Source organism: Klebsiella sp. CN_Kp091 (assembly GCF_040065095.1).
Taxonomy (GTDB): Bacteria; Pseudomonadota; Gammaproteobacteria; order Enterobacterales; family Enterobacteriaceae; genus Klebsiella; species Klebsiella aerogenes.
Genome location: NZ_JBEAIO010000046.1, coordinates 14,900 through 38,590, shown reverse-complemented (window position 1 = coordinate 38,590; position 23,691 = coordinate 14,900). Strand labels below are relative to the sequence as shown.

Genomic DNA, 23,691 nt, shown 5'->3' with positions numbered 1-23,691 from the left:
AACTGATCTCCTACACTATTTAATGAGCCGGTCGGATAAATAAACGTGACCGGAATCGCACTCTTTTACTGTACGGTGGGTTGGATGATATTGGGGAGCGGTAGTCCCGGAGGGATCTCCGTGGATGGGTCGCCGGGGAGGAAGTATGATCAGCACTGTTGCGCTGTTTTGGGCCCTGTGTATCGTTTGTGTGGTGAATATGGCACGTTACTTCTCATCGTTGCGTGCATTATTGGTTGTGCTACGTGGTTGCGATCCCTTGCTCTATCAATATGTTGATGGCGGAGGTTTTTTCACCTCGCATGGGCAGCCCAGTAAACAAATGCGGCTGGTTTGGTATATCTATGCCCAACGATATCGCGACCATCATGATGACGAGTTTATTCGTCGCTGTGAGCGTGTTCGCCGGCAGTTCATCCTGACCAGCGCGCTGTGTGGTCTGGTGCTGGTGAGTATGATTGCGTTGCTTATCTGGCATTGAGCCGTGCTGAATAGACGGCAAAAAAAATGGGCCAGTTTCCTGACCCATTTTTCGCATGGCTATTGCTTAGATAAGCTTCAGAGCCAGCCAGTACAGCACGCCTGACAGCAAAATGGCTGCCGGCAGGGTGAGTACCCATGCCATCAGAATGCTGGTGACGGTTTTCTTCTGCAGACCGCCGCCATCAACGAGCATTGTCCCCGCAACCGAGGAAGAGAGCACGTGGGTGGTGGAAACCGGCATCCCGGTGTAGCTGGCAAGGCCGATAGACACCGCGGCGGTCATCTGGGCGGACATACCTTGCGCGTAGGTCATACCCTTCTTACCAATCTTCTCGCCGATGGTGGTCGCCACGCGGCGCCAGCCGATCATGGTGCCAATACCCAGCGCCAGCGCGACCGCCATAATGATCCAGATTGGCGCGTACTCGATGGTGCTCAGCATATCGGTTTTCAGTTTCTTCAGCAGGCGCTGGTCGTCAGAGCTCACATCCGGCAGTTTTGCCACTTTGTCGGTGGTGTCGGAGATGCAGAGCATAATACGACGCAGCTGGCCGCGCTGATCCACTGACAGCGAATCGTAGCTTTCCGTTCCGGTGAGCATCGTCTTCACGCGGTCAAGCGCATTGATGGTGTTCGCCGGATGGCAGTGGAACTCGCCGTTGGCCGCGGTGTTGGTCTCCGGTGACGGAACCAGTTGATCAACGCCGGTGGCTTTCTTCAGCAGCTCAGGGCGCTGTTGGAAGAAGGTTTCCACGTTGTTGACCGCATCGCGGGTACGAGTGATTTCGTAACCAGATGCGTTCATGTTGACCACGAAGCCCGCCGGCGCGACGCCAATCAGTACCAGCATGACCAGACCAATGCCTTTCTGCCCATCGTTGGCGCCGTGCGAGAACGACACGCCGATAGCGGACAGGATCAGCGCGATACGGGTCCAGAACGGCGGTTTTTTCTTACCGTCTTTCTTTTCGCGTTCCGCTGGGGTCAGGTGGATACGAGCGCGTTTTTTGGTACCGCTCCAGTAACGACGCAGAATGAAAATCAGGCCGCCTGCTACCACCAGGCCAACGATCGGCGAGACGATGAGCGAGGCAAAAATGCCGATGACTTTCGGGATATTCAGCGCATCCACCACTGAAGTACCGGTCATCAGCGCATTGGTTAAACCAATACCGATGATGGCGCCAATCAGGGTGTGAGAACTGGAGGCCGGGAGGCCGAAATACCAGGTTCCGAGGTTCCAGATGATTGCCGCCAGCAGCATAGAGAACACCATGGCGAGGCCATGTGCGGAACCCATGTTAAGCAGCAGGTCCGTTGGCAGCATATGCACGATGGCATAGGCTACGCTGAGACCGCCCAGCAGAACGCCGAAAAAGTTGAAGAGTGCCGCCATCGCAACAGCAAGCTGCGACCGCATTGCGCGAGTGTAGATCACCGTTGCAACAGCGTTTGCGGTATCATGAAAACCGTTAATCGCTTCGTAAAACAGTACAAAAGCTAAAGCAAGCAATAATAATAGTCCGGTATGTAAATCCAGACCGGCAAATAAATGTAGCATAGGACGTTACGCCATTTTGAGGACATGAACGCGGCGCATTATCAGTGACTTTAGCGGCGCGGGCAAAGTGAAATATAGACTTTTTTTGATTTTCTTCCTGTTTGGTTTCTACCCGGTTGGGAGTAATCCTATATCTTTCAAAGACGTAACTGAATGTTGTTTTTTTCGTGCTGGTGTGACCAGAGTGAAATATTTACAATTCCCGACAATTGGGGAATGAGGAAAGTTGAGTGGAAAGGTTTGATGCCATTGTGATCGGCGCCGGTGCGGCGGGAATGTTTTGTGCGGCGCAGGCGGGGCAGTTGGGCTGCCGGGTGCTGCTGCTCGATAATGGCAAAAAGCCGGGACGCAAAATCCTGATGTCCGGCGGCGGCCGCTGCAACTTTACCAACATGTATGTCGAGCCCGCGGCGTATCTCAGCCAAAACCCGCATTTTTGCAAATCTGCGCTGGCGCGCTACACCCAGTGGGACTTTATCGAGCTGGTTGGCAAATATGGCATCGCCTGGCATGAGAAGACCTTAGGTCAGCTGTTTTGCGATGATTCAGCGGAGCAAATCGTCAACCTGCTGTTGTCTGAATGTGAAAAAGGCGGCGTACAGATCCGTCTGCGCAGCGAAATTCTCAGCGTCGAACGCGATGAACAAGGCTACCGGCTACAGGTGAACGGCGAAACGCTGGCGGCGAAGAAGCTGGTAATCGCCTCCGGCGGTCTGTCGATGCCGGGGCTGGGCGCATCGCCGTTTGGTTACAAGGTGGCTGAGCAGTTCGGCCTGAAGGTGCTGCCAACCCGCGCCGGGCTGGTGCCATTTACTCTGCATAAACCGCTGCTTGAACAGCTGCAGGTGCTTTCCGGCGTTTCGGTTCCAGCTACCATTACCGCCGAGAACGGTACGCTGTTCCGCGAAAATTTGCTGTTTACCCATCGCGGCCTTTCCGGCCCGGCGGTGCTGCAGATTTCCAGCTACTGGCAGCCCGGTGAGTTTGTCACCGTCAACCTGCTGCCGGACTGCGATCTTGAGGCATTCCTCAACGAGCAGCGGGGCGATCATCCGAACCAAAGCCTGAAAAACACCCTTGCGATGCAGTTGCCGAAGCGGCTGGTCGAATGTTTACAGCAGCTTGGGCAGATACCTGATGTAACACTAAAACAACTGAACGTTCGCGATCGGCAGATGCTGGTGGAGACGTTAACTGCCTGGCGCGTGCAGCCGAACGGCACTGAAGGTTATCGTACTGCTGAAGTGACGCTCGGCGGTGTGGATACCAACGAACTTTCGTCACGTACTATGGAAGCGCGTAAAGCGCCGGGGCTTTACTTTATCGGTGAAGTGATGGACGTCACCGGCTGGCTCGGCGGCTATAACTTCCAGTGGGCGTGGTCAAGCGCCTGGGCCTGCGCGCAGGCGCTGGCGGAAGTTTAATCGAAGGGCCCGGGCATCCTGATGCCCGGGCTTTTTCGATCAGTTCAACCCAAGAAAATACTGGGCGATTTTGAAATAGATAATTAATCCGGTGCCATCAATCAGCGTGGCGATAAACGGCGCGGAAACCACCGCCGGGTCGATACCGATCCGCTTAAGCAACATCGGAATAACCGAAGACACCACCGCGCTCCACAGAGTAATGCAGACCAGCGTCAGGCTGACGATCAGCGTGATTTCCATGCCAATCCCCATCATCCAGGCGCGCAGGCAGCCCGCCAGACCCAGTGTCAGGGCAATCAGAAACGAGGTCGACACCTCTTTGCGGATTACCCGTCCCATGTCACGTAAGCGGACTTCACCCAACGCCATCGAACGCACCAGCGTTGAGGTTATCTGAGTTCCGCTGTTGCCGCCGGTGCCGATCAGTAACGGGATGAAGAAGGCCAGCGCGATGGCCGATTCCAGCGCCTCTTCAAAATGCTGCAGCACGCTGCTGGTGTAGGCTTCGGCAACAAACAGCAGCAATAGCCAGACCGAACGTTTCTTCCACAGCGTCCACGGACTGATTTCCAGATACGGTTTTTCCAGCGGTAGCGTCGCCCCCTGCAGCTGGGCGTCTTCGGTGACGTCATCCTCCAGCAGATGAGCAATTTCTTTTTCCATCAGGCAGCCGACCAGCTCGCCTTTATCGACAACCGGCACCAGATCGAGGCCGCGCTCGGTGAGTTCGGCAATAACCTGAGGGCGCTCATCGTCGGGTTTGACGCGGAACAGACAGCTGTCCATCAGGTAGCGAATAGACTGGCCTACCTCTGCCTCCTGCAATAGTTTTTTGACTGATAAGCTGCCGCGCAGCTTGTTACCGGCGACGACAAATACCTGGCCGGGAATATCGTCGCTGGCGAGCTGCGAGATAAAGTGTTCACGCGCCTCGTGGACGCTGAAATGTTCCTGCAGTGTAATAAAGTCGGTACGCATGTACTGGGCGATCGCATCGCCGTCGAAGCCAGAGGTCGCCTGATGCGCGGCGCAGAGTTGAATGGAAGACATGATTAAAATCCCTATAAAAAATCACTCATAGGGGCGAACAAGACAGGGTTAGCGCAGGCAGATCCCTACGTCCTGGTTTTAGCACTGCATAACGTATCTGAACGGTTATGACCGCCAGAAGTTACCTTGGCAACACCTTGATTCGATGGAAGCCTGTATTTCCCTGAGTGGTCTCTCTCGATACCAACAGGGCGGTAACTTGTATTTATGCAGGAGCCTCGCCATAACGAGATCGTTAAATGAGGCGCCATTATTGGCGAACAGGGATAATTAACAAAGCGTATAGTTTATGTGGTTTATCAACTGTTGATAAACCACATAAATCATTCTCAATTTTTTATGGATTTAGCAGCTTAATTTTCAAGGTTTTTATCACCCCCTAAACACCGCAAATGCCCATGCCGCACGCCGCGCTGGGCAATCACCTCGTCGGCAAAATGCTGTACTTCGTCCATGTTGCCTTTCAGCACCGCGATCTCCAGACAGTCATCATGATTGATGTGGACATGTAACGTGGCGACCGAAAGATCGTGATGCTGATGCGAAGAGGCGACCAGCCGGCTCGCCAGTTCGCGTTTTTCATGCTCATACACGTACGACAGGACCGCATAGCCGCGCTGCGCCGCCTGCTGTAGCGGATTGTGGTGGAGCGCGTCACGCAGAATATCGCGCACCGCTTCCGAGCGGTTGTGGTAGCCGCGGTGGGCGCTGTGCGCATCGAGCGCGGTCAGCAGGTCATCATCCAGAGTCAGGGTTACGCGCTGCATGGCATGGCCTCGTTAAGCAGAGTGTTGGGAAAGGGCGGGAGCACCGCGCGCTGTAGCGCCTGTCCGGCAGCGGATGTAAGGCGCAGCGGCAGACTAACCGTTGCCGTTTCAACGATGCGTCCGCTATCCATCACCAGCACCCGCTGGCAAAAACGCTCCACCAGCCGCAGGTCGTGGGTGATAAACAGGCAGGCGGTGGCGAACTGCGCCTGCAGGCGTTTGAGCAGGGCGATAATTTCCGCCTGAAGCATTAGATCGAGATTCGATACCGCTTCGTCGAGAATTAATAGCTGCGGACGGACCACCAGCGCCCGCGCCAGGCACACGCGCTGCAGCTGTCCGCCGCTGAGCTGCGCCGGACGCTTGTCGAGCAGCGCCGGGGCGAGATCAACCGCAAGCAATATCTCCTCCACCCGCTGCGTACGCTCTTCACGCGATAAACTAAACAGGTGCCGCAGCGGCTCGCTGATAATCTCGCGTACCGTTTTGCGCGGATTCACCGCGCTAATGGCATCCTGAAACACCAGCTGAATATCGCGGCGAAAGGCGCCGGTCGCTTCCCCCTTCAGGGAGGTCAACGACGCGCCGCGCCAGGCGACATCGCCATACCGCGGCGTTTCGAGACCGACCAGCATCCGCGCCAGGGTACTTTTGCCGCAGCCGCTGCGCCCGAGCAGCGCCACCGTTTCACCGGGGGCGATGTCGAACTGGATATCGCGCAATACCGGGCCATGATGGGGGTAATCGTGGCTCACTGCGTTTACGCTGAGTAAATTCATGGTGTTTTCTCCAGACCATACAGCGCCAGATGGGCGGCCAGCAGGCGCTGGCTGAGCGGGTGCTGTGGGGCGCTAAATAGCGTGTTGACGTCGCAGCGTTCAACGAGACGGCCGTTTTCCATCACCGCCACGTCATGCGCCAGACGGGCGACAACGCCCATATCATGCGTCACCAGCAGCAGCCCCTGCCCGCGGTTGGCGACGATATCCGCCAGCAGGTCGAGAATGCGCGCTTGGGCAACGGCATCAAGGTCGGTGGTCGGCTCGTCGGCGATAATAAACGGCGCGCGGCTGAGCAGGGCCAGGGCCACCATCATCCGCTGCAGCATGCCGCCGCTCATCTCGAAGGGGTAGCGCTTAAGTAGCGAGAGCGGATTTTCCAGCCCCACTTCTTCCATCGTCGCCAGCAGGGCGGCGTTATTGACTTCGTAACCCGCCGCCCGGCAGGTTTCCCGCGCGTGCGCCGCCATGGTATGTAGCGGATTAAAGGCGCTGCGCGGATTTTGCATAATGGTGGCGATGATCGAGCCGCGCAGCTGTTCACCATACACCGGGATACCATCGAGCAGCACCCGGCCCGCGATTTGCCTGACGCCAGGCGGTAAAATATCGAGCGTGGCGGCGCAGGTCAGTGATTTACCGCTGCCGCTACTGCCGAGCAGCGCCAGAACCTGACCGCGGCGCAGGGTAAGGGAAACGTCGCTGACCAGCGGACGGTCGGCGACGAGCGAAAGTTGTTCCAGTTGGATCTTTTGCGGCATCAGTGGTTATGCTCCGCGATCAGCTGAGGATCGAGACGATCGCGCAGCGCGTCGCCTACCAGGTTAAAAGCCATCACGCTGATAAACAGCGCCAGCCCGGGCCAGACCATTTGCAGCGGCTGCGTCCAGATATACTGACGGGCGTCGTTGATCATCACCCCCCATTCCGCCGTCGGCGCGCTGACGCCGAGGCCGAGGAACGACATACCGGCCACGTGCAGCATCATATGACCGATATCCAGCGAGGCGAGCACCAGTAGCGAAGGGATCACCGCGCCGGCCAGATGGTCACGGAACAAGGGCCAATGCCCCGCGCCGCTCAGGCGCGCGGCGAGAATAAACTCGCGCTGGCGCAGAGAGACCACCAGGTTACGCACCATCCTTGCGTACCAGGCCCAGTGCGACAGCGCAATGGCGATAATCACGTTGCTAAGACCGGTACCGAGTACGCCGACCATAAAGAACGACAGTATTGAGGTTGGGAAGGTCATAAATAGTTCGGCCAGGCGCATCAGGCCGCGATCGACGCGGCCGCCCACCATCCCGGCGCTGCCGCCGACCGTAAGGCCTATCAGCAGTACCAGCAGCAGGCAGGCCATCACCGCGCCCAGCGAGACGCGGGTGGCGGCGAGAAGGCGCGAGAAAATATCCCGGCCGAGATGATCGGTGCCGAGCCAGTGGGCGTCACCTGGAGAGAGCAGACGTTGATGGAGATCGATGGCCGCCGGGTCATAGGGCAGCCACCAGCCGCTGCTCATGGCGATTGCCGCCAGCAGCGCAATAATGAGTAACGCCAGTTTTACCGGCCAGCGGAAGGTTGCGAACAGCGTCATACGGTAGCCTCCTCATGGCGACGCAGGCGCGGATCGAGCGCGGCGTTAAGCAGGTCGACCGCCAGATTGGCCAGCACGAACACCGCCACCATCATCAGGGTGAAGCACTGGATAACCGGATAGTCGCGATTGAAAATCGCGGAAACCGCATAGCGACCGACGCCGGGCCAGGCGAAGATATTTTCGATGATCATCGTGCCGCCAATCAGCTCGCCGATGTGCATACCCAGCGCCGTCACTACCGGCAATGTCGCGTTACGCAGCACGTGTCGCCGCTCCACCTGACTTTCGCTCAGCCCGCGCAGACGCGCCCAGACCACGTGGCGCTGGCTGGACACTTCCAGCATGCTGGCGCGCAGCAGACGGGCATTGATCGCCAGCGACATCAGGGCGATGGAAAACGCCGGCAGCAGCAGATGTCGCCAGCCGCCGTAGCCCATTGCCGGCAGCCAGCGCAGATGGACGGAAAAGAGCATCACCAGCAAAAAGGCCAGCCAGAAGTTGGGCATTGAGACGCCGAGGAAGGCAATCAAACGTACGGCGAAATCGGGTAATCGGTCGCGATGGCGCGCGGCCCAGATCCCCAGCGGCAGCGAGGTCAGCAGAATAATCACCAGCGCCGCGCCGGTGAGCTGTAGCGTCGCGGGCAAAAAATGCAGCAGGTCGTCCAGCACCGGGCGCTGGCTGGCGTAGGAGACGCCAAAATCGAGATGCAGCGCGCGCCACAGCCAGTGTATATACTGCAGCGCCAGCGGCTGATTGAGCCCGAGCTGCTCGCGGGTAGCGGCAATCATTTCGCTGGTGGGCGGCACGTTAGAAAGGCGCAAATAGTCCAGCGCCGGGTCGCCGGCGCCAAGACGTAACAACAGGAAGATGATCGCCGAGGCGGCAAGCAGCATCAGCGGCAGCGGTAGCAGGCGGCGAAGGAGATATTTCAACATCATGGTGCCACCGGCGTAATGAGTTCTAACGGCAGATCGGTGGTCACCGGCGCGAAGGGCACTTCGCCCAGCGTTTTGCGGGCGACGGACATCAGCGAGACGTAGCTTATCGGCAGATAGACCGCTTCGTTGTGCAGACGGGTGAGGATATCGCGATACAGTTCGCGACGGCGGCCTTCGTCGGTGGTAGTCAGTACCTCTCCTATCTCTTGATCAATCACTGCTTTATCCGGCAGGCCGCGCTGCGCCTGATAGTCGGCGTGCGAAGCGACGCGCATTGAGCTCATAAACGCGTGCGGGTCGAAGGGCGCGCCCCAGGTATGGTTGAAGATCATCGTGAAGCGGCCATCGTGCTGGCGGGCATAGATACTGCTCTCCTCTTCGCCGACCAGCCCGACATCGATACCTACCTGGCGCAGGTCGGCCTGGATAATTTCCGCCATCGACTTAGCCAGCGCATCGGTGCCGATAAAAGCCAGTTCAAGTCGCAACGGGCGCCCGTCTTTTTCACGAATATCCTTGCCGGATATTCGTTTCCAGCCAGCGCTTTCCAGTAGCGTTCGGGCTTTATCTGGATTGAAGCGGCGCGGCGGCAGATCATCCGGCGCGTAAGGTACCGACGGTGCGAAAAGCGCGTCGGCGACCTGCTGAGTGCCGTACAGCACGCCGTCAATGAGCGCCTGTTTATTGACGGCATAGTTAAGCGCCTCGCGTACCGCCAGTTCATTCGTTGGCGCTTGCAGCGTATTGAGCGCCAGCATCACGGTTTGCGACGGGGCGGAAAGACGCGTGCGGTACTCGTCCTGCTGGCGAAAACGGGCGAACGTATCCAGCGGCAGTAGCCCTTCATCGCCGTATAGCAGATCAACTTCACCGGTTTCAAAGGCGACCGCCCGGCTGGTGGCATCGGGGATCACTTTCACGGTGACTTTCTCAAGCGCCGGTTTTTTGCCCCAGTAGCGCGGGTTGCGTACCAGTACATCCTGCTGATTAAGCTGCGAGCTGGCCAGCATCCACGGACCGGTGCCGATGGGCGCCTTGATGCCTCGCTGCGTACTACCGTCAACAAACTGCGAGGGGGCGATAAAACGAAACGGGCGGGGAAGGGCGAGTTCCTGTAGGAACGGGTAGTAGGCGCTTTTCAGGGTGATTTGTAGTTCGTTATCGCTGAGCGCTTGAACGTCCGTTATTTGATTGGTCAACTCCAGCCAGGCGTGCCGCTGGCGGTTGGCCAGCACCGCCTGAAAATTGGCCACCGCGGCCTGGGCGTTAAAAGGTTCGCCGTTGGAGAAGTAGACATCATCCCGCAGGGTGAAACGCCAGATTTTACCATCGGCTGAGTGGATCCAGCGGGTAGCCAGCCAGGGGGTAACCCGGCCATTAGCCTGATATTTGACTAGCGGCTCATACACCATACTTTGGGCGAACATTTGGTTCGGCGTATACAAATGTGGATTAAGAGGACCGACGTTAACCGGCCAGGCGATGGCGATTTCATGCATGGCGGCGGGCGCGAGCAGAGGAATGCAGGCGCAGAGCGCCAGCAAGGTGGTGCGGAAAATAGACAAGGTTTACATCCAGAAGGAACGAAAAGTATGACGATTTTAATAATTTGTCATACTTAAGGAGTAACCTGGATCAATATGTTGGGAGAAAACCATAACAAAATCATATGTAGCATATGATTACGATTGTCTGAACAAATCCAGCAGGGTGGTGACCTGTTCATCGAGCGGAGCCAGGTCCCGCTTCACTATCAAATGCAGCGGCGTGGCGCGGCGGGCGCCATGGCTCAGCGGCAGCGCTTTCAGCACGCCCTGTTCCAGGTGTGCGCGGATTCGCTCCTCAGGTAACCAGCCGAATCCCACCTGATACAGCACCGCATCTATAGCGGCATCAATAGTAGAAAAGGTCCAGGCATCGCGCGTGGATGAGGCATCGCCGCTACGGTCGGCAATGCGGATCAGCGGCCAGGGAGCCAGCGCGTTGTCGTCCAGCAATTCATCCGATTGCGATAGCGGATGGTCGCGATGGGCGACCGCGATAAAGTCGATATTCATCAGCCATTCACCGCGCCCGGTAATATCCTGGCGACGGGTTAAGACCATCACGTCGGCCTCGCTGCGGGCGGCGCTTGCCTCATCGACGTTTTCCAGCACTTCGGTCAGCCGAACCTGAGTTTGCGGGTAGCGTTGCTGAAACTGACGCAGAATGGCGAACAGCCGCTGGCGGGGAAAAATGCTGTCGACGACCAGATCCAGCCGGGTGCGCGCGCCGTTGCGCAGCGTCGCGGCGTGGGTCTCAACCCACGAAAAGGCCTTCAGTAGCGGTTTCACCTGATTGAGCAACAGTTCGCCAGCGGGCGTCAGCACCGCCCGCCGCCCGGACGGCGCCAGCAGCGCCACTCCTAAACGTTCCTGCAGCAGCGCCAGGTTATAGCTCACCGAAGACTGGCTGCGGTTGGTCTCTTCCGCGGCTTTGGCAAAGCTGCCCAGCTCAATCACCTTTTCCAATAGCGCCCATTGTTCCAGCGTGGTCTTGTGCATAATTCATCTAAAAATTAGATTATTTTCATCCAAACATAGCGTTATTCATTCAATTTTTAAAGCCGTATTCTTACCTCAACGAAACAGAGGAGAATAAATAATGAGCACTTTCGATAAACATGACCTCAGCGGCTTTATCGGTAAACATCTGGTTTATACCTACGACAACGGCTGGAACTACGAAATTTACGTTAAAAATGGCACCACCCTGGATTATCGTATTCACAGCGGCATCGTTGCCAACCGGTGGGTGAAAGACCAGCATGCGTACATCGTGCGGGTAGGCGAAAGCATTTATAAAATTTCCTGGACCGAACCAACCGGTACCGACGTCAGCCTGATCGTCAACCTGGGCGACAAACTGTTCCACGGCACCATTTTCTTCCCCCGCTGGATCATGAATAACCCGGAAAAAACCGTCTGCTTCCAGAACGATCATATTCCGTTAATGAACGCCTATCGTGACGCCGGCCCGGCCTACCCGACCGAAGTGATTGATGAATTCGCGACTATTACCTTTGTTCGCGATTGCGGCGCGGATAATAACGAAGTTATTAATTGCCCTGCTAATGAATTACCTGCTGATTTTCCTGCAAATTTGTAATACAGCAGAAATAATTCTGTGATCTAACGCTAATTTTTACCGATAGATTAAAACGTAAATAAATATTTATTGCGGGCTGGTTGACGATTCGTTTACTTTTACCCGTTAAGCCCCAGTTTTCTCTATGAAACTGGGGCTTTTTACTACTAATTCCTGCCATAAGAAAATACTATCCATCTGATTCTCAATGAGATATTACTATTCTCGCGAAAAATATTAATTTCTTAATATTATCCTAAGCAACAGCGACTAGATTTATAACCGTCGAAATACCCTGGAATGAAATGTGGCGGTGAACCGACTTCATTTTCATTTTGTTTAAGTCCGCTGGCGCAGGATATTTCTTTCTACCGACCCCCTTTTTTAGTGGGTTATTAATAGAACAGGAAAAAGATGAGCGAATTTCTGCCGTTTTCGCGCCCGTCGATGGGCGACGCAGAGCTGGCTGCGCTGCGTGAAGTTTTGCAATCAGGATGGATTACTACCGGTCCTAAAAACCAGGCGCTGGAAGAAGCATTTTGCCAACTGACCGGCAACCGCCACGCCATCGCCGTCAGCTCCGCCACCGGCGGTATGCACGTCACGCTAATGGCGATGGGCATTGGCCCTGGCGACGAAGTGATCACCCCTTCGCAAACCTGGGTGTCGACGTTGAATATGATCTGTCTGCTGGGCGCTACGCCGGTGATGATTGATGTCGATCACGACAATCTGATGATTACCCCTGAGGCGGTGGAAGCGGCGATCACCTCGCGGACGAAAGCGATTATTCCCGTCCACTACGCGGGCGCGCCTGCGGATATCGATGCGATCCGCGCCGTTGGCGAGCGCCACGGTATTCCGGTTATCGAAGATGCTGCGCATGCCGCGGGAACGCACTATAAGGGCCGCCATGTCGGCTGGCGCGGCACCGCGATTTTTTCGTTCCACGCGATCAAAAATATGACCTGTGCCGAAGGGGGGCTTATCGTCACCGATGATGACGAGCTGGCTTCCCGCATCCGCAGCCTCAAATTCCACGGCCTGGGCGTTGACGCCTACGACCGCCAGACCCACGGCCGCGCGCCGCAGGCGGAAGTGATTACACCCGGCTTCAAATACAATCTGGCCGATATCAACGCCGCGTTGGCGCTGGTGCAGTTGGATAAGCTTGCGCAGGCGAATCAACGTCGCGCTGCAATCGCCCAGCGCTACCTGCGCGAGCTGGCGGATACCCCGTTTAAGCCGCTGACCGTTCCGGCATGGGATCACCAGCACGCCTGGCACCTGTTTATTATCCGCGTTGATGAAGCGGCCTGCGGCATCAGCCGCGATGCCCTGATGGAAAAACTCAAAGCCATGGGCATAGGCACCGGTCTGCACTTCCGCGCGGCCCATACGCAAAAGTATTACCGCGAGCGTTTTCCTGAAGTTTCGTTACCGAATACCGAATGGAACAGCGCGCGCATTTGTTCCATCCCGCTGTTCCCGGATATGACCGACGACGATGTCACCCGCGTCATTACCGCGCTGCATCAGTTGTCAGGACGTTGATATGCTTACTTATCCTCCCGTAAAAAAAGTCTCGGTGGTTATCCCGGTTTATAACGAACAGGATAGTCTGCCGGAGCTGCTGCGTCGTACCGACGCCGCCTGTGCGACGCTAGGGCGCCAATATGAAATTCTGCTGATCGACGACGGCAGCAGCGACGATTCCGCGCGCATGCTGACCGAGGCCGCCGAAGCCGAAGGCAGCCACGTGGTGGCGGTGCTGTTGAACCGTAACTACGGCCAGCACTCGGCGATTATGGCCGGTTTCAGCCATGTCACCGGCGATCTGATCATCACCCTTGATGCCGACCTGCAAAACCCGCCGGAAGAGATCCCGCGGCTGGTGGAAAAAGCCGATGAAGGCTACGACGTGGTCGGTACCGTACGTCAGAACCGTCAGGACAGCATCTTCCGTAAATCTGCCTCGAAGATGATTAACCGCCTGATTCAGCGAACCACCGGTAAAGCCATGGGTGATTACGGCTGCATGTTGCGCGCCTATCGCCGCCATATCATTGACGCCATGCTCAACTGCCATGAGCGCAGCACCTTTATCCCGATTCTGGCGAATACTTTCGCCCGCCGGGCGGTCGAGATCCCGGTGATGCACGCCGAGCGCGAATTCGGCGACTCCAAATACAGCTTCATGCGTCTGATTAACCTGATGTATGACCTGGTGACCTGTCTGACCACCACCCCGCTGCGTTTACTGAGCATATTTGGCAGCGTGATAGCCCTGTTGGGCTTCGCCTTCGGCCTGCTGTTGGTGGTGCTGCGTCTGGCTTTCGGTCCGCAGTGGGCGGCTGACGGGGTGTTCATGCTCTTCGCCGTGCTGTTCATGTTCATCGGCGCTCAGTTTGTCGGTATGGGCCTGCTCGGGGAGTATATCGGCCGCATCTATAACGATGTTCGCGCCCGTCCCCGTTACTTTATTCAACGTGTTGTTCGTCAGCCGGAAACGGCGTCTCAAGAGGAAGATCGTTCATGAAAGCAGTAGTCTTCGCTTATCACGATATGGGTTGCGCAGGTATTCAGTCACTGCTGGATGCCGGTTATGAAATCGCCGCTATTTTTACCCATCCGGATAACCCTGGCGAAAACCATTTCTTTGGTTCCGTTGCCCGTATTGCCGCCGAGCAAGGTATCCCGGTATGGGCGCCGGAAGATGTCAACCATCCGCTGTGGATTGAACGTATTCGCGAGATGAAGCCGGATGTGCTGTTCTCGTTCTACTACCGCAACCTGCTGTGCGATGAGATCCTGAATATCGCGCCGAAGGGGGCTTTCAACCTGCATGGTTCTCTGCTGCCGAAATACCGCGGTCGCGCGCCGCTGAACTGGGTGCTGGTCAACGGCGAAAGTGAAACCGGCGTGACCCTGCACCGAATGGTTAACCGCGCCGACGCGGGCGATATCGTCGCTCAACAAGCTGTGGCTATCGGCCCGGATGAAGCGGCGCTGGCGCTGCACCGTAAACTGTGCGCCGCCGCCTCCGATCTGCTGGGCCAGGCGCTGCCGGCTATTCGTGAGGGTAAGACTCAGGAACGCGCGCAGGACCACAGCCAGGCGACCTACGTGGGTCGTCGTACTCCGGAAGACGGGCGTCTCGATTGGGACAAACCGGCGCAGACTCTGCATAATCTGGTGCGCGCGGTGTCCGATCCGTGGCCGGGCGCCTTCGCCTATGCCGGCGCGAATAAATTTATCGTCTGGAAATCCCGCGTGCGCGCCGACCTGCCAGCAGCCAAGCCCGGCACCGTGATCTCTGTCGCGCCGCTGGTAGTGGCCTGTCAGCAGGGGGCGCTGGAAATCGTCACCGGCCAGACCGAACGCGGCGTTTATATGCAGGGAACCCAACTGGCGCAGGCGCTGGGGCTGGTGACCAGCGCGGTACTGAGCAGCAAACCGGTGGTGGCGATTAAGCGCCGTACCCGCGTGCTGATCCTCGGCGTCAACGGCTTTATCGGTAACCATCTGACCGAACGTCTGTTGCAGGACGACAACTATGAGATTTACGGCCTGGATATCGGCTCTGACGCCATCAGCCGTTTCCTCGATAACCCGCGTTTCCACTTCGTGGAAGGCGATATCAGCATTCACTCCGAGTGGATCGAATACCACATTAAGAAGTGCGATGTGGTACTGCCGCTGGTCGCGATCGCTACGCCTATCGAATACACCCGTAACCCGCTGCGCGTGTTCGAGCTGGATTTCGAAGAGAACCTGAAGATTATCCGCGACTGCGTGAAATACAATAAGCGCATCATTTTCCCGTCGACCTCGGAAGTGTACGGCATGTGCACCGACAAAAACTTCGACGAAGATACCTCCAACCTGGTGGTCGGGCCGATCAACAAACAGCGTTGGATCTACTCGGTTTCTAAACAGCTGCTGGACCGCGTGATCTGGGCCTATGGCGATAAGAACGGCCTCAAATTCACCTTGTTCCGTCCGTTCAACTGGATGGGACCGCGTCTGGATAACCTTAATGCCGCGCGTATCGGTAGCTCCCGCGCCATCACTCAGCTGATCCTCAATCTGGTGGAAGGTTCGCCGATTAAGCTTATCGAAGGCGGTAAGCAGAAGCGCTGCTTCACCGATATCAGCGACGGTATCGAAGCGCTGTTCCGCATCATTGAGAACAAAGACGGTCGCTGCGATGGACAGATAATCAACATCGGTAACCCGGAAAACGAAGCGAGCATCAAAGAGCTGGCGGAAATGCTGCTTGCCTGCTTCGAGCGCCACCCGCTGCGCGATCGCTTCCCGCCGTTCGCCGGTTTCCGTGAAGTGGAAAGCAGCGATTACTACGGTAAAGGCTACCAGGACGTTGAGCATCGTAAGCCGAGCATTCGTAACGCAAAACGTTGCCTGAACTGGGAACCGACCGTCGAGATGGAGGAGACCGTTGAGCACACTCTGGACTTCTTCCTACGCACCGTTGAGCTCACGGACGATAAAAACTCATGAAACAAGTCGGCTTACGCATAGATGTCGATACCTTTCGCGGGACGCGTGATGGCGTACCGCGGCTGCTGGCCCTGCTGGGCAAGCACGGGATTCAGGCAAGCTTCTTTTTCAGCGTCGGGCCGGACAATATGGGGCGCCATTTATGGCGCCTGGTAAAACCGAAGTTTCTGTGGAAAATGCTGCGCTCTAACGCGGCGTCGCTGTACGGCTGGGATATTCTGCTGGCCGGTACCGCGTGGCCGGGGCGCAGGATTGGCGCGGGTAACGAAGAGGTTATTCGCGCCGCCGCGCAGATCCATGAAGTGGGCCTGCATGCCTGGGACCACTACAGCTGGCAGGCATGGAGCGGCGTGTGGCCGCAGGAACGTCTGACGCTGGAAGTGGAACGCGGTCTGCTCGAACTGGAACGCATTATCGGTCGCCCGGTGACCTGCTCAGCCGTCGCCGGCTGGCGCGCCGACCAGCGGGTGGTAAAAGCGAAAGAATCCTTCGATTTCCTCTACAACAGCGATTGTCGCGGCACGCGGCCATTCCTGCCGCAGCTTGGCGGCGGGGCCTCCGGCACCGTACAAATCCCGGTGACGCTTCCCACCTGGGATGAAGTGGTCGGTAGCGCCGTCGATATCGCCGGCTTTAACCGCTATCTGCTGGACTGCATCCATCGCGACAAGGGAACGCCGGTCTATACCATCCACGCCGAAGTGGAAGGCATTGCCTACGCTGACCAGTTCGATGCGCTGCTGACCATGGCGGAGGAAGAAGAAATACAATTTTGCCCACTGAGCCAGCTGTTGCCCGCTGACTTTAGCGAGCTGCCGTCAGGCAAAGTGGTCCGTGGTGAACTGGCTGGCCGGGAAGGTTGGCTTGGACGTGAACAATTACTGGGCTCGGGTGTATGAAAAGCATTCGTTATGGCGTCTCTCTGGTTGTGCTCTTTGCGCTGTATTACTTATTGCCGCTGAATTTCCGTTTGCTGTGGCAGCCTGATGAAACCCGTTATGCCGAGATCAGCCGTGAAATGCTGGCTTCCGGCGACTGGGTTGTGCCGCATCTGCTGGGTTTGCGTTACTTTGAAAAGCCAATTGCCGGTTACTGGATTAACAGTATCGGCCAGTGGTTATTCGGCCATAATAACTTCGGCGTGCGTTTCGGTGCGGTTTTCGCCATTACCGTCAGCGCGTTGCTGGTGGCGTGGCTGGCGTGGCGTATTTTCCGCGATAAACGCGTGGCGATCCTGTCGCCGGTTATCTTCCTCACCGCGATGCTGGTCTACGCGATTGGCACCTATGCGGTGCTGGATCCGATGATCACCATGTGGATGGCGCTGGCGATGTGCAGCTTCTGGGGTGCCTCCCAGGCGCAGAGCCGCGGCGGGAAGTTGTTGGGTTATATCGTACTGGGCTTCGCCTGCGGGATGGGGGTGATGACCAAGGGCTTCCTGGCGCTGGCGGTACCGGTAGTTGGCGTGCTGCCGTGGGTGATTGCGCGTAAGCGCTGGCGCGAGGTGCTAACCTACGGTTGGCTAGCGGTGGTGGTCTGTACGTTGGTGGTGCTGCCGTGGGGATTGGCTATCGCTAATCGCGAACCGGATTTCTGGCGCTATTTCTTCTGGGTCGAACATATTCAGCGTTTCGCCGAGAAAGACGCCCAGCATAAAGCGCCGTTCTGGTACTACATTCCGTTCCTGATAGCCGGAAGCCTGCCGTGGCTGGCGCTGCTGCCAGGCGCGCTCAAGCGCGGCTGGGTCGAACGCGATGATGCCCGCGGCGCACTGTATCTGTTAGGCTGGGTGGCGATGCCGTTCCTGTTCTTCAGCATCGCCAAAGGAAAACTGCCGACCTACATTCTGCCGTGCTTTATGCCGCTGTCGATTCTGATGGCCCGCTACGCGCTGGATGCCGCGAAGGCGGGGGCGAAAGCGTTGCGCATTAACGGCATGATCAACCTCGGTTTTGGTCTGATCGGCCTGGTCGCGGTGCTGGTGGTCTCACCGTGGGGCGTCATGCATAAACCGGTGTGGACGAAGATCGAGTTGTATAAATGTCTGCTGGCGGCGATCGCCTTTGCCGTATGGGCGCTAATGGGCTGGTTGGCAATCAAGGACAACGGTCGTCGCTGGACGCTGGCCGCCATCTGCCCGCTGGGGCTGGCACTGCTGGTGGGCTTCGCTATTCCGGACCGGGTTATTGACAGCAAACAGCCGCAGTTCCTGGTGGATATCGTGAGTGAATCGCTGGCGCCAAGCCGCTATGTACTGACCAACAGCGTCGGTATCGGCGCGGGGCTGGCGTGGGAGCTCAAGCGTGACGACATCATCCTGTATGACAAGCAGGGGGAGCTAAAATATGGCCTCGGCTGGCCGGATGCGCAGAGCAAATTCCTGGCGACTCACGAATTTGCTGATTGGCTGGCGGCGCACCGCCAGCAGGGACCGATCTCACTGGTGCTGCTGATGGATAAAGGTGAAACGATGAACGAACTGGCGTTACCGAAACCTGATAACTCCTACGAGCTGGGGCGCGTGGTGTTTATTCAGTATCTGCCGCAATGAGTGTCTGGTTCTGTCTGGTACTCGCCAGCCTGCTTAGCTGCGCCGGTCAGCTGTGCCAGAAGCAGGCAACCCGGCCGTCCCGTAGCGGACGGCGCGGGCGGCATATCCTGGTCTGGTTGGGATTAGCCCTGCTGGCGCTCGGCGGCGGTATGCTGCTGTGGCTGGGGGTACTGCAGGCAATTCCGGTCGGTATCGCTTATCCGATGCTGAGCCTCAATTTTGTCTGGGTGACGCTGGCGGCATGGGGCATCTGGCGCGAGCCGGTGGCGCGCCGCCACTGGCTTGGCGTTGGGCTGATCGTCGTCGGCATCGCCGTTCTGGGGAGTAGCGTCTGATGGGCTTAATCTGGGCGTTATTGAGCGTTGGCCTGGTCAGCGGCGCACAGCTGCTGTTGCGCAGCGCGATGGTCGAGCTGCCGCCATTGACCGATATCCTGACCTTCCTCAATCATCTGCTGCATTTTCGTACTGGTACCTTCAGCCTGGGTTTCGGCCTGGTCGGCTATCTGCTGTCGATGGTCTGCTGGTATTTCGCGCTACACCGCTTACCGTTGGCCAAAGCTTACGCGCTGCTAAGCCTGAGCTATATTCTGGTGTGGGCCGCCGCCATCTGGCTGCCCGGCTGGCATGAACCGTTTTACTGGCAATCGCTGCTGGGCGTGCTGATTATTATCGCCGGCGTGCTGACCATCTTCTGGCCGGTCAAGCGGCACCGTTAAAACATTGAATGTGCGCCGCCGTCAGCTTAAACGGCGTTGGCGTACAGACCGCAATACTTAACCCTTCATATTGAATCTGGCTCAATGACAGCGCGCCGTGAAAGGCGCTGTCCACAGAGGCCATCTGCCAGGCGCTGCCGCCGCGTTGTTTCACCAGCGCTTCTTTGCGCGTCCAGATACGCCAGAAGGTGGCTAACTGTCGCTTCGGCGGTTCACGCTCCAGTTCTTGGTGCTCGCCCTCGCTGAACAGGGCGTTAGCCAGCCGCTGCCAGCCGTTGCGCGGGCGAATCACTTCGATATCGCAGCCAACCTCGCCTTCATCGCTCAGCAGTAGGGCAATATGGTCGCCGCTGTGGCTAAGGTTAAACCACCGCCCGCTACCGGGCGGGAATGCCGGTTTACCCTGTTCGCCATACTGAATATCCATTAGCGGGGTAGTCGCATGCGCCAGCAGCGCGCGCCCGGCAAGCCAGCTGGCCCGCCGCGGGCCGTCCGGCGCCTGCGCCATCAGCACAGGCGGCAGCGGCAGGGCGCTAAGGGTTGAGATGTGGCCGAGGATAAGCTGATACATCTTACGGCCAGCGCTGAATAATGATTGAGGTGTTAATGCCGCCGAAGGCGAAGTTGTTGCTCTGCAGGAATTCACAATCAATCTTGCGCGACTCGCCCATGATGTAGTCAAGATTGCCGCAGTTAGCATCCGGATTATGCAGATTCAGCGTAGGCGCGAACCAGCCCTCGCGCATCATCTGCAGACTCATCCACGCCTCCAGCGCCCCGCAGGCGCCAAGGGTATGGCCGAAATAGCTTTTCAGCGAGGAGATCGGCACGCTATCGCCATAAATCGCCGCCGTCGCCTGGCTTTCGGCGATATCGCCGCGGTCGGTCGCGGTGCCGTGGGCCGAAATGTAGCCAATATCCCGGGCGCTTAAGCCCGCCATTTTTAACGATTGTTCCATGCAGATCTGCATGGTTTCGCGCTGCGGTTGGGTGATATGCGCGGCATCGCAGTTGGTGGCGAAGCCGATGATTTCGCCGTAAATAGTCGCGCCGCGCGCTTTGGCGTGCTCCAGCTCTTCCAGTATGAGAGTACCGGCGCCTTCGCCTATCACCAGCCCATCGCGCTGTTCATCGAACGGGGCGGGGGTGAGGTCGGGCTGTTCATTACGCTGGCTGGTGGCGAACAGGGTGTCGAATACCGCGGCTTCCGACGGGCATAGCTCTTCTGCGCCGCCGGCGACCATCACCGTTTGATAACCGTGGCGAATGGCTTCCCAGGCGTAACCGATCGCCTGGCTACCGGAAGTACAGGCGCTTGACGTCGGAATAACGCGGCCGCGCAGACCGAAAAACAGCCCGGTATTAACCGCGGTAGTATGGGGCATCATCTGCACGTAGGTGGTGCCGGTAATATTGTTGGTGTGCTTTTCCGTCAACATGGTAGCGAACTCGCTCACCGGGCCGGTACTGCCGGTTGACGAGCCGTAAGCGATGCCGGTCTCGCCGTTGCTCAGCACGGCATCGTCGATAAGCCCGGCCTGCTCGAGCGCCAGTTCAGTGGCGCGGGTAGAAAGTAGCGACACGCGGCCCATCGCGCGAATACGCTTACGGGTATAGTGGGCCGGAAGGGTGAAATCATCGATCGGCGCGCCCAGTAGCGTATGCAATCCGTCGTAAATGCGCCACTCCGGCATGGCGCGTACGGCGTTTTTATATCTCTGCAGCCCCGCCGAAACATCCTGCCAGTTGTCGCCAAAGGCGGTGACGCCGCCCATCCCGGTAATGACCACACGACGTGTCATAACATCCCTCCATTGATTGAAATGACCTGCCGGGTAACATATCCCGCTACATCCGACATTAAATAACTAGCAAGCCCCGCGACCTCGTCCGCCTGTCCCATGCGTTTCATCGGGATCATCGACATCGCCTCTTTTAGCGCAGCCTCTTCCATTTCGATCATCCCGGTGTCGATAAGCCCCGGGGCGATGCAGTTCACGGTGATTTTGCGTTTCGCCAGTTCAATGGCCAGCGCTTTGGTGGCGCCGATGATCCCCGCCTTAGCGGCGCTATAGTTGACCTGGCCGCGGTTGCCCATGACGCCGGAAACGGAAGATAGCGTGATGATACGCCCGCCCTGACGCGCGCTAATCATCGGCATGATGCACGGATGAATAACGTTGTAGAAACTGTCGAGGTTAGTGTGGATCACCGCGTCCCAGTCATCCTCGCCGAGCGCCGGGAAGGCGCCGTCGCGGGCGATGCCGGCGTTGCTGATAATGCCGTACCATGCGCCGTGTTCGGCCATATCCTGCTCAAGCACTTCGCGACACTGCGCGCGGTTGGCGACATCAAAACTCAGTAGACGACCCGAGCCGCCAGCCGAGGTAATCGTCTCCAGCGTTTGCTGTGCGCCCGACGCATCGCGATGATAGTGGATGCCTACGACAAAGCCATCCGCCGCCAGCTGACAGGCGATAGCGCGACCGATGCCTTTACTGGCACCGGTGACCAAAACTGAACGACTCATTCTGACGCTCCTTGTTGAAATAGGGTGTTAAGTTCTGTTGGCGTCGGCTGGAAGGTATTGACCCGTCCGCTTGCCAGTTCTTCATTGCCTGCCGTAATGGCGCATTCGAAGCTGCCGAAACGCTCGTCCTGCATTAACAGCTTCACGGTAACGGACAGCGCCTTGCCGCCCGGTAGGCATCCTGTCGCGCAGACTAACTCGCGTGCGCCAAGCACCATACCTAGTGCGATGGACGTTTGCCCCCGCTGTTGGCGGTGCCATCCGGACCAGACGCCAACGGTTTGCGCCATGAGTTCCAGGGCGAACCAGCCGGGGAGATTGCCCTTTGCATCGAGAAACGGCGCCAGGACGCCATGGGGAGAGACAGTGACCCCGCAGGTAGCGGTTTCGTCGGTGACATTGATGACCTCTTCCAGCAGCAGCATTGGCGACTCGTGCGGTAAATAAGCGCCGGGCGATAAATAGTGACTCATTGAATGCTCCCGAGCAGAATGCTGGCGTTATTGCCGCCAAAGGCAAACGAGTTCGACAGGATAATCGGCCGCGACAGCGGCAGGGGGCGTTCGATAATCCCGCACGGCGGAAGGGTGGCGTCGCGCGGCGACTGGCTGAAATCCTGCGCCGGCAGCGGCAGATTGCGTTGCAGGATCAGCATGCCGATGGCGGCTTCGGTGATCCCCGCCGCGCCCAGCGTATGCCCGGTCAGATGTTTGGTGGAGCTGCATGGAACCTGCTCGCCAAATAGCGCGTTGACGACGTGAGACTCTATCCGATCGTTAAGCGTCGTGGCGGTGCCGTGCAGGTTGATATAGCCCACCTGTTCAGGGGCGATCCCCGCATCCTCCAGCGCCTGCTGAATGGCGCGGATCGCCCCTTCTCCTTCAGGATGCGGGGCGGAAATATGCCAGGCGTCGCTGGACTCGCCGATACCCAGCAGCGCGACAGGCTGCGGTTCGCGGGTCAGCAGCATCAGCGCCGCCCCTTCGCCGATGGTGATGCCGCAGCGATCGCGGCCAAACGGCTGGCACTGGGTCGTGGAGAGCGACTCCAGACTGTGAAAACCGTTGATCGGCATACGGCTGAGGGTATCCGCGCCGCCGACAATCGCCGCATCCGCCAGCCCGGCTTCAATCAGTCGGCGCCCGCTGATAATCGCTCTGGCGCTGGAGGAGCAGGCGGTTGACAGCGTAAATGCCGGGCCATCCAGCGCCAGCCAGTGGCTGAGAAAACGCGATGGGTCTCCCAGCTCCTGCTGCGGATATTGCCAGGCCGCGCTTTCCGCGCCGCTAAGGGTCAAAGTGACGTGCGCGTCGCCCTCATCCAGCCCCGAGGTGCTGGTGCCAAGTACCACGGCAACGCGCTCCCGCCCGTACTGGGCGATGGCGTCATCCACCTGCGGCTGAATTTGCGCCAGCGCCGCCAGCAGCAACTGATTATTACGCGAACGATGGGCGCTAAAGGTATCGGGAATGGCGGGTAATTCGCCGTCCACGCCTGCGAAAACCGCCTGTGGATGTCCCTGTAGCCACCCCTCGCGCGGGCGCATGCCTGGCGCGATACCGCGAACCAGATTGGCGGCGATTTCATGATTATCGCGCCCCAACGCGTTAATCATGCCGACGGCAGAAATGTAGATCATC

Annotated in this window: 24 protein-coding genes and 1 riboswitch; of the genes, 10 read left to right on the top strand and 14 right to left on the bottom strand. The window is 57.9% G+C overall.

The features are described from left to right. Positions 1–145 precede the first annotated feature (145 nt). The gene (gene uspB / locus ABLV17_RS19505) at positions 146–481 is read left to right on the top strand and encodes a universal stress protein UspB (RefSeq protein WP_015703743.1); all 336 of its coding nucleotides are present in this window, start codon (positions 146–148) and stop codon (positions 479–481) included. 66 nt (positions 482–547) lie between these two features. On the opposite strand, the gene pitA is transcribed toward uspB, so the two are convergent. Beyond that, positions 548–2,044 (bottom strand): inorganic phosphate transporter PitA, encoded by a 1,497-nt coding sequence (gene pitA, locus ABLV17_RS19500; RefSeq protein WP_045397146.1) that lies wholly within the window; start codon positions 2,042–2,044, stop codon positions 548–550. Positions 2,045–2,274: 230 nt separating this feature from the next. Between pitA and ABLV17_RS19495 the strand changes: the two genes are divergently transcribed. Continuing rightward, entirely contained in the window at positions 2,275–3,468 is a 1,194-nt protein-coding gene (locus tag ABLV17_RS19495) for an NAD(P)/FAD-dependent oxidoreductase (RefSeq protein ID WP_087859010.1), read from the top strand. A gap of 39 nt (positions 3,469–3,507) precedes the next feature. Here ABLV17_RS19495 and ABLV17_RS19490 read toward each other — a convergent pair whose 3' ends face one another. The 8 genes from ABLV17_RS19490 to ABLV17_RS19455 all read right to left on the bottom strand — a co-directional run bounded on the left by ABLV17_RS19490 (position 3,508) and on the right by ABLV17_RS19455 (position 11,148). Next, a complete protein-coding gene (locus ABLV17_RS19490; RefSeq protein WP_015369274.1) occupies positions 3,508–4,521 on the bottom strand; it encodes a magnesium transporter in 1,014 nt (337 codons plus the stop codon). Between the two features lie 56 nt (positions 4,522–4,577). Beyond that, positions 4,578–4,759, bottom strand: a riboswitch (M-box (ykoK) riboswitch). 115 nt (positions 4,760–4,874) lie between these two features. Then, complete coding sequence (nikR, locus tag ABLV17_RS19485) at positions 4,875–5,288, bottom strand: nickel-responsive transcriptional regulator NikR (protein ID WP_271032814.1); 414 nt, start codon at positions 5,286–5,288, stop codon at positions 4,875–4,877. After that, a complete protein-coding gene (gene nikE, locus ABLV17_RS19480; protein WP_213794164.1) occupies positions 5,276–6,067 on the bottom strand; it encodes a nickel import ATP-binding protein NikE in 792 nt (263 codons plus the stop codon). The genes nikR and nikE overlap by 13 nt, the downstream gene beginning before the upstream one ends. After that, positions 6,064–6,828, bottom strand: coding sequence for a nickel import ATP-binding protein NikD (locus ABLV17_RS19475; protein ID WP_213794163.1), 765 nt, complete (start codon positions 6,826–6,828; stop codon positions 6,064–6,066). Before ABLV17_RS19475 ends, nikE begins: the two co-directional genes overlap by 4 nt. After that, positions 6,828–7,661, bottom strand: a complete 834-nt coding sequence (nikC, locus tag ABLV17_RS19470) for a nickel ABC transporter permease subunit NikC (protein ID WP_113373986.1) — start codon at positions 7,659–7,661, stop codon at positions 6,828–6,830. Before nikC ends, ABLV17_RS19475 begins: the two co-directional genes overlap by 1 nt. Next, positions 7,658–8,602, bottom strand: coding sequence for a nickel ABC transporter permease subunit NikB (gene nikB, locus ABLV17_RS19465; protein WP_213794232.1), 945 nt, complete (start codon positions 8,600–8,602; stop codon positions 7,658–7,660). Before nikB ends, nikC begins: the two co-directional genes overlap by 4 nt. Further along, on the bottom strand, positions 8,602–10,170 hold the full coding sequence (gene nikA / locus ABLV17_RS19460) for a nickel ABC transporter substrate-binding protein (protein WP_213794162.1): 1,569 nt from the start codon (positions 10,168–10,170) through the stop codon (positions 8,602–8,604). Before nikA ends, nikB begins: the two co-directional genes overlap by 1 nt. A 117-nt stretch (positions 10,171–10,287) precedes the next feature. Beyond that, positions 10,288–11,148, bottom strand: coding sequence for a LysR family transcriptional regulator (locus ABLV17_RS19455; protein ID WP_047047856.1), 861 nt, complete (start codon positions 11,146–11,148; stop codon positions 10,288–10,290). 97 nt (positions 11,149–11,245) lie between these two features. On the opposite strand from ABLV17_RS19455, the gene ABLV17_RS19450 reads away from it, so the two are divergent. From ABLV17_RS19450 to arnF, 8 genes are all read left to right on the top strand, one after another. Continuing rightward, positions 11,246–11,752, top strand: coding sequence for a phenolic acid decarboxylase (locus tag ABLV17_RS19450; protein WP_162750190.1), 507 nt, complete (start codon positions 11,246–11,248; stop codon positions 11,750–11,752). A gap of 393 nt (positions 11,753–12,145) precedes the next feature. Beyond that, entirely contained in the window at positions 12,146–13,285 is a 1,140-nt protein-coding gene (arnB, locus tag ABLV17_RS19445) for a UDP-4-amino-4-deoxy-L-arabinose aminotransferase (protein WP_045397116.1), read from the top strand. A gap of 1 nt (position 13,286) precedes the next feature. Then, positions 13,287–14,270: an undecaprenyl-phosphate 4-deoxy-4-formamido-L-arabinose transferase gene (gene arnC, locus ABLV17_RS19440; protein WP_113373983.1), complete on the top strand. Its 984-nt coding sequence runs from the start codon at positions 13,287–13,289 to the stop codon at positions 14,268–14,270. Further along, complete coding sequence (gene arnA / locus ABLV17_RS19435; RefSeq protein ID WP_063447380.1) at positions 14,267–16,252, top strand: bifunctional UDP-4-amino-4-deoxy-L-arabinose formyltransferase/UDP-glucuronic acid oxidase ArnA; 1,986 nt, start codon at positions 14,267–14,269, stop codon at positions 16,250–16,252. Before arnC ends, arnA begins: the two co-directional genes overlap by 4 nt. After that, a complete protein-coding gene (gene arnD, locus ABLV17_RS19430; RefSeq protein WP_087859018.1) occupies positions 16,249–17,151 on the top strand; it encodes a 4-deoxy-4-formamido-L-arabinose-phosphoundecaprenol deformylase in 903 nt (300 codons plus the stop codon). Before arnA ends, arnD begins: the two co-directional genes overlap by 4 nt. After that, positions 17,148–18,803, top strand: a complete 1,656-nt coding sequence (arnT, locus tag ABLV17_RS19425) for a lipid IV(A) 4-amino-4-deoxy-L-arabinosyltransferase (protein WP_213794161.1) — start codon at positions 17,148–17,150, stop codon at positions 18,801–18,803. The genes arnD and arnT overlap by 4 nt, the downstream gene beginning before the upstream one ends. Then, entirely contained in the window at positions 18,800–19,138 is a 339-nt protein-coding gene (gene arnE / locus ABLV17_RS19420) for a 4-amino-4-deoxy-L-arabinose-phosphoundecaprenol flippase subunit ArnE (protein ID WP_045397101.1), read from the top strand. The genes arnT and arnE overlap by 4 nt, the downstream gene beginning before the upstream one ends. After that, positions 19,138–19,521: a 4-amino-4-deoxy-L-arabinose-phosphoundecaprenol flippase subunit ArnF gene (arnF, locus tag ABLV17_RS19415; protein ID WP_271032816.1), complete on the top strand. Its 384-nt coding sequence runs from the start codon at positions 19,138–19,140 to the stop codon at positions 19,519–19,521. The genes arnE and arnF overlap by 1 nt, the downstream gene beginning before the upstream one ends. On the opposite strand, the gene acpT is transcribed toward arnF, so the two are convergent. From acpT to ABLV17_RS19390, 5 genes are read right to left on the bottom strand one after another with little or no spacing between them, the layout of a single operon-like run. After that, a complete protein-coding gene (acpT, locus tag ABLV17_RS19410; protein WP_308957681.1) occupies positions 19,505–20,092 on the bottom strand; it encodes a 4'-phosphopantetheinyl transferase AcpT in 588 nt (195 codons plus the stop codon). The two genes, arnF and acpT, sit on opposite strands and share 17 nt — an antisense overlap. A gap of 1 nt (position 20,093) precedes the next feature. Beyond that, entirely contained in the window at positions 20,094–21,323 is a 1,230-nt protein-coding gene (locus ABLV17_RS19405) for a beta-ketoacyl-ACP synthase (RefSeq protein ID WP_308957682.1), read from the bottom strand. Then, a complete protein-coding gene (locus ABLV17_RS19400) occupies positions 21,320–22,051 on the bottom strand; it encodes a 3-ketoacyl-ACP reductase FabG2 (RefSeq protein ID WP_213794158.1) in 732 nt (243 codons plus the stop codon). Before ABLV17_RS19400 ends, ABLV17_RS19405 begins: the two co-directional genes overlap by 4 nt. After that, positions 22,048–22,524: a 3-hydroxy-fatty acyl-ACP dehydratase gene (locus ABLV17_RS19395; protein WP_213794157.1), complete on the bottom strand. Its 477-nt coding sequence runs from the start codon at positions 22,522–22,524 to the stop codon at positions 22,048–22,050. Before ABLV17_RS19395 ends, ABLV17_RS19400 begins: the two co-directional genes overlap by 4 nt. Beyond that, complete coding sequence (locus ABLV17_RS19390; RefSeq protein ID WP_308957683.1) at positions 22,521–23,690, bottom strand: beta-ketoacyl-[acyl-carrier-protein] synthase family protein; 1,170 nt, start codon at positions 23,688–23,690, stop codon at positions 22,521–22,523. The genes ABLV17_RS19395 and ABLV17_RS19390 overlap by 4 nt, the downstream gene beginning before the upstream one ends. Between the last annotated feature and the right edge of the window lies 1 nt (position 23,691).

What these genes read in the sequence shown, in the direction of transcription:
- ABLV17_RS19405 (WP_308957682.1), bottom strand. Translation starts at nt 21,323, where the DNA reads ATGACACGTCGTGTGGTCATTACCGGGATGGGCGGCGTCACCGCCTTT.
- pitA (WP_045397146.1), bottom strand. Translation starts at nt 2,044, where the DNA reads ATGCTACATTTATTTGCCGGTCTGGATTTACATACCGGACTATTATTA.
- ABLV17_RS19490 (WP_015369274.1), bottom strand. Translation starts at nt 4,521, where the DNA reads ATGTCTTCCATTCAACTCTGCGCCGCGCATCAGGCGACCTCTGGCTTC.
- ABLV17_RS19390 (WP_308957683.1), bottom strand. Translation starts at nt 23,690, where the DNA reads ATGATCTACATTTCTGCCGTCGGCATGATTAACGCGTTGGGGCGCGAT.
- arnT (WP_213794161.1), top strand. Translation starts at nt 17,148, where the DNA reads ATGAAAAGCATTCGTTATGGCGTCTCTCTGGTTGTGCTCTTTGCGCTG.
- arnD (WP_087859018.1), top strand. Translation starts at nt 16,249, where the DNA reads ATGAAACAAGTCGGCTTACGCATAGATGTCGATACCTTTCGCGGGACG.
- ABLV17_RS19400 (WP_213794158.1), bottom strand. Translation starts at nt 22,051, where the DNA reads ATGAGTCGTTCAGTTTTGGTCACCGGTGCCAGTAAAGGCATCGGTCGC.
- nikC (WP_113373986.1), bottom strand. Translation starts at nt 7,661, where the DNA reads ATGACGCTGTTCGCAACCTTCCGCTGGCCGGTAAAACTGGCGTTACTC.
- ABLV17_RS19395 (WP_213794157.1), bottom strand. Translation starts at nt 22,524, where the DNA reads ATGAGTCACTATTTATCGCCCGGCGCTTATTTACCGCACGAGTCGCCA.
- arnE (WP_045397101.1), top strand. Translation starts at nt 18,800, where the DNA reads ATGAGTGTCTGGTTCTGTCTGGTACTCGCCAGCCTGCTTAGCTGCGCC.
- nikE (WP_213794164.1), bottom strand. Translation starts at nt 6,067, where the DNA reads ATGAATTTACTCAGCGTAAACGCAGTGAGCCACGATTACCCCCATCAT.
- arnC (WP_113373983.1), top strand. Translation starts at nt 13,287, where the DNA reads ATGCTTACTTATCCTCCCGTAAAAAAAGTCTCGGTGGTTATCCCGGTT.
- ABLV17_RS19455 (WP_047047856.1), bottom strand. Translation starts at nt 11,148, where the DNA reads ATGCACAAGACCACGCTGGAACAATGGGCGCTATTGGAAAAGGTGATT.
- arnA (WP_063447380.1), top strand. Translation starts at nt 14,267, where the DNA reads ATGAAAGCAGTAGTCTTCGCTTATCACGATATGGGTTGCGCAGGTATT.
- nikB (WP_213794232.1), bottom strand. Translation starts at nt 8,602, where the DNA reads ATGTTGAAATATCTCCTTCGCCGCCTGCTACCGCTGCCGCTGATGCTG.
- acpT (WP_308957681.1), bottom strand. Translation starts at nt 20,092, where the DNA reads ATGTATCAGCTTATCCTCGGCCACATCTCAACCCTTAGCGCCCTGCCG.
- arnF (WP_271032816.1), top strand. Translation starts at nt 19,138, where the DNA reads ATGGGCTTAATCTGGGCGTTATTGAGCGTTGGCCTGGTCAGCGGCGCA.
- nikR (WP_271032814.1), bottom strand. Translation starts at nt 5,288, where the DNA reads ATGCAGCGCGTAACCCTGACTCTGGATGATGACCTGCTGACCGCGCTC.
- arnB (WP_045397116.1), top strand. Translation starts at nt 12,146, where the DNA reads ATGAGCGAATTTCTGCCGTTTTCGCGCCCGTCGATGGGCGACGCAGAG.
- uspB (WP_015703743.1), top strand. Translation starts at nt 146, where the DNA reads ATGATCAGCACTGTTGCGCTGTTTTGGGCCCTGTGTATCGTTTGTGTG.
- ABLV17_RS19475 (WP_213794163.1), bottom strand. Translation starts at nt 6,828, where the DNA reads ATGCCGCAAAAGATCCAACTGGAACAACTTTCGCTCGTCGCCGACCGT.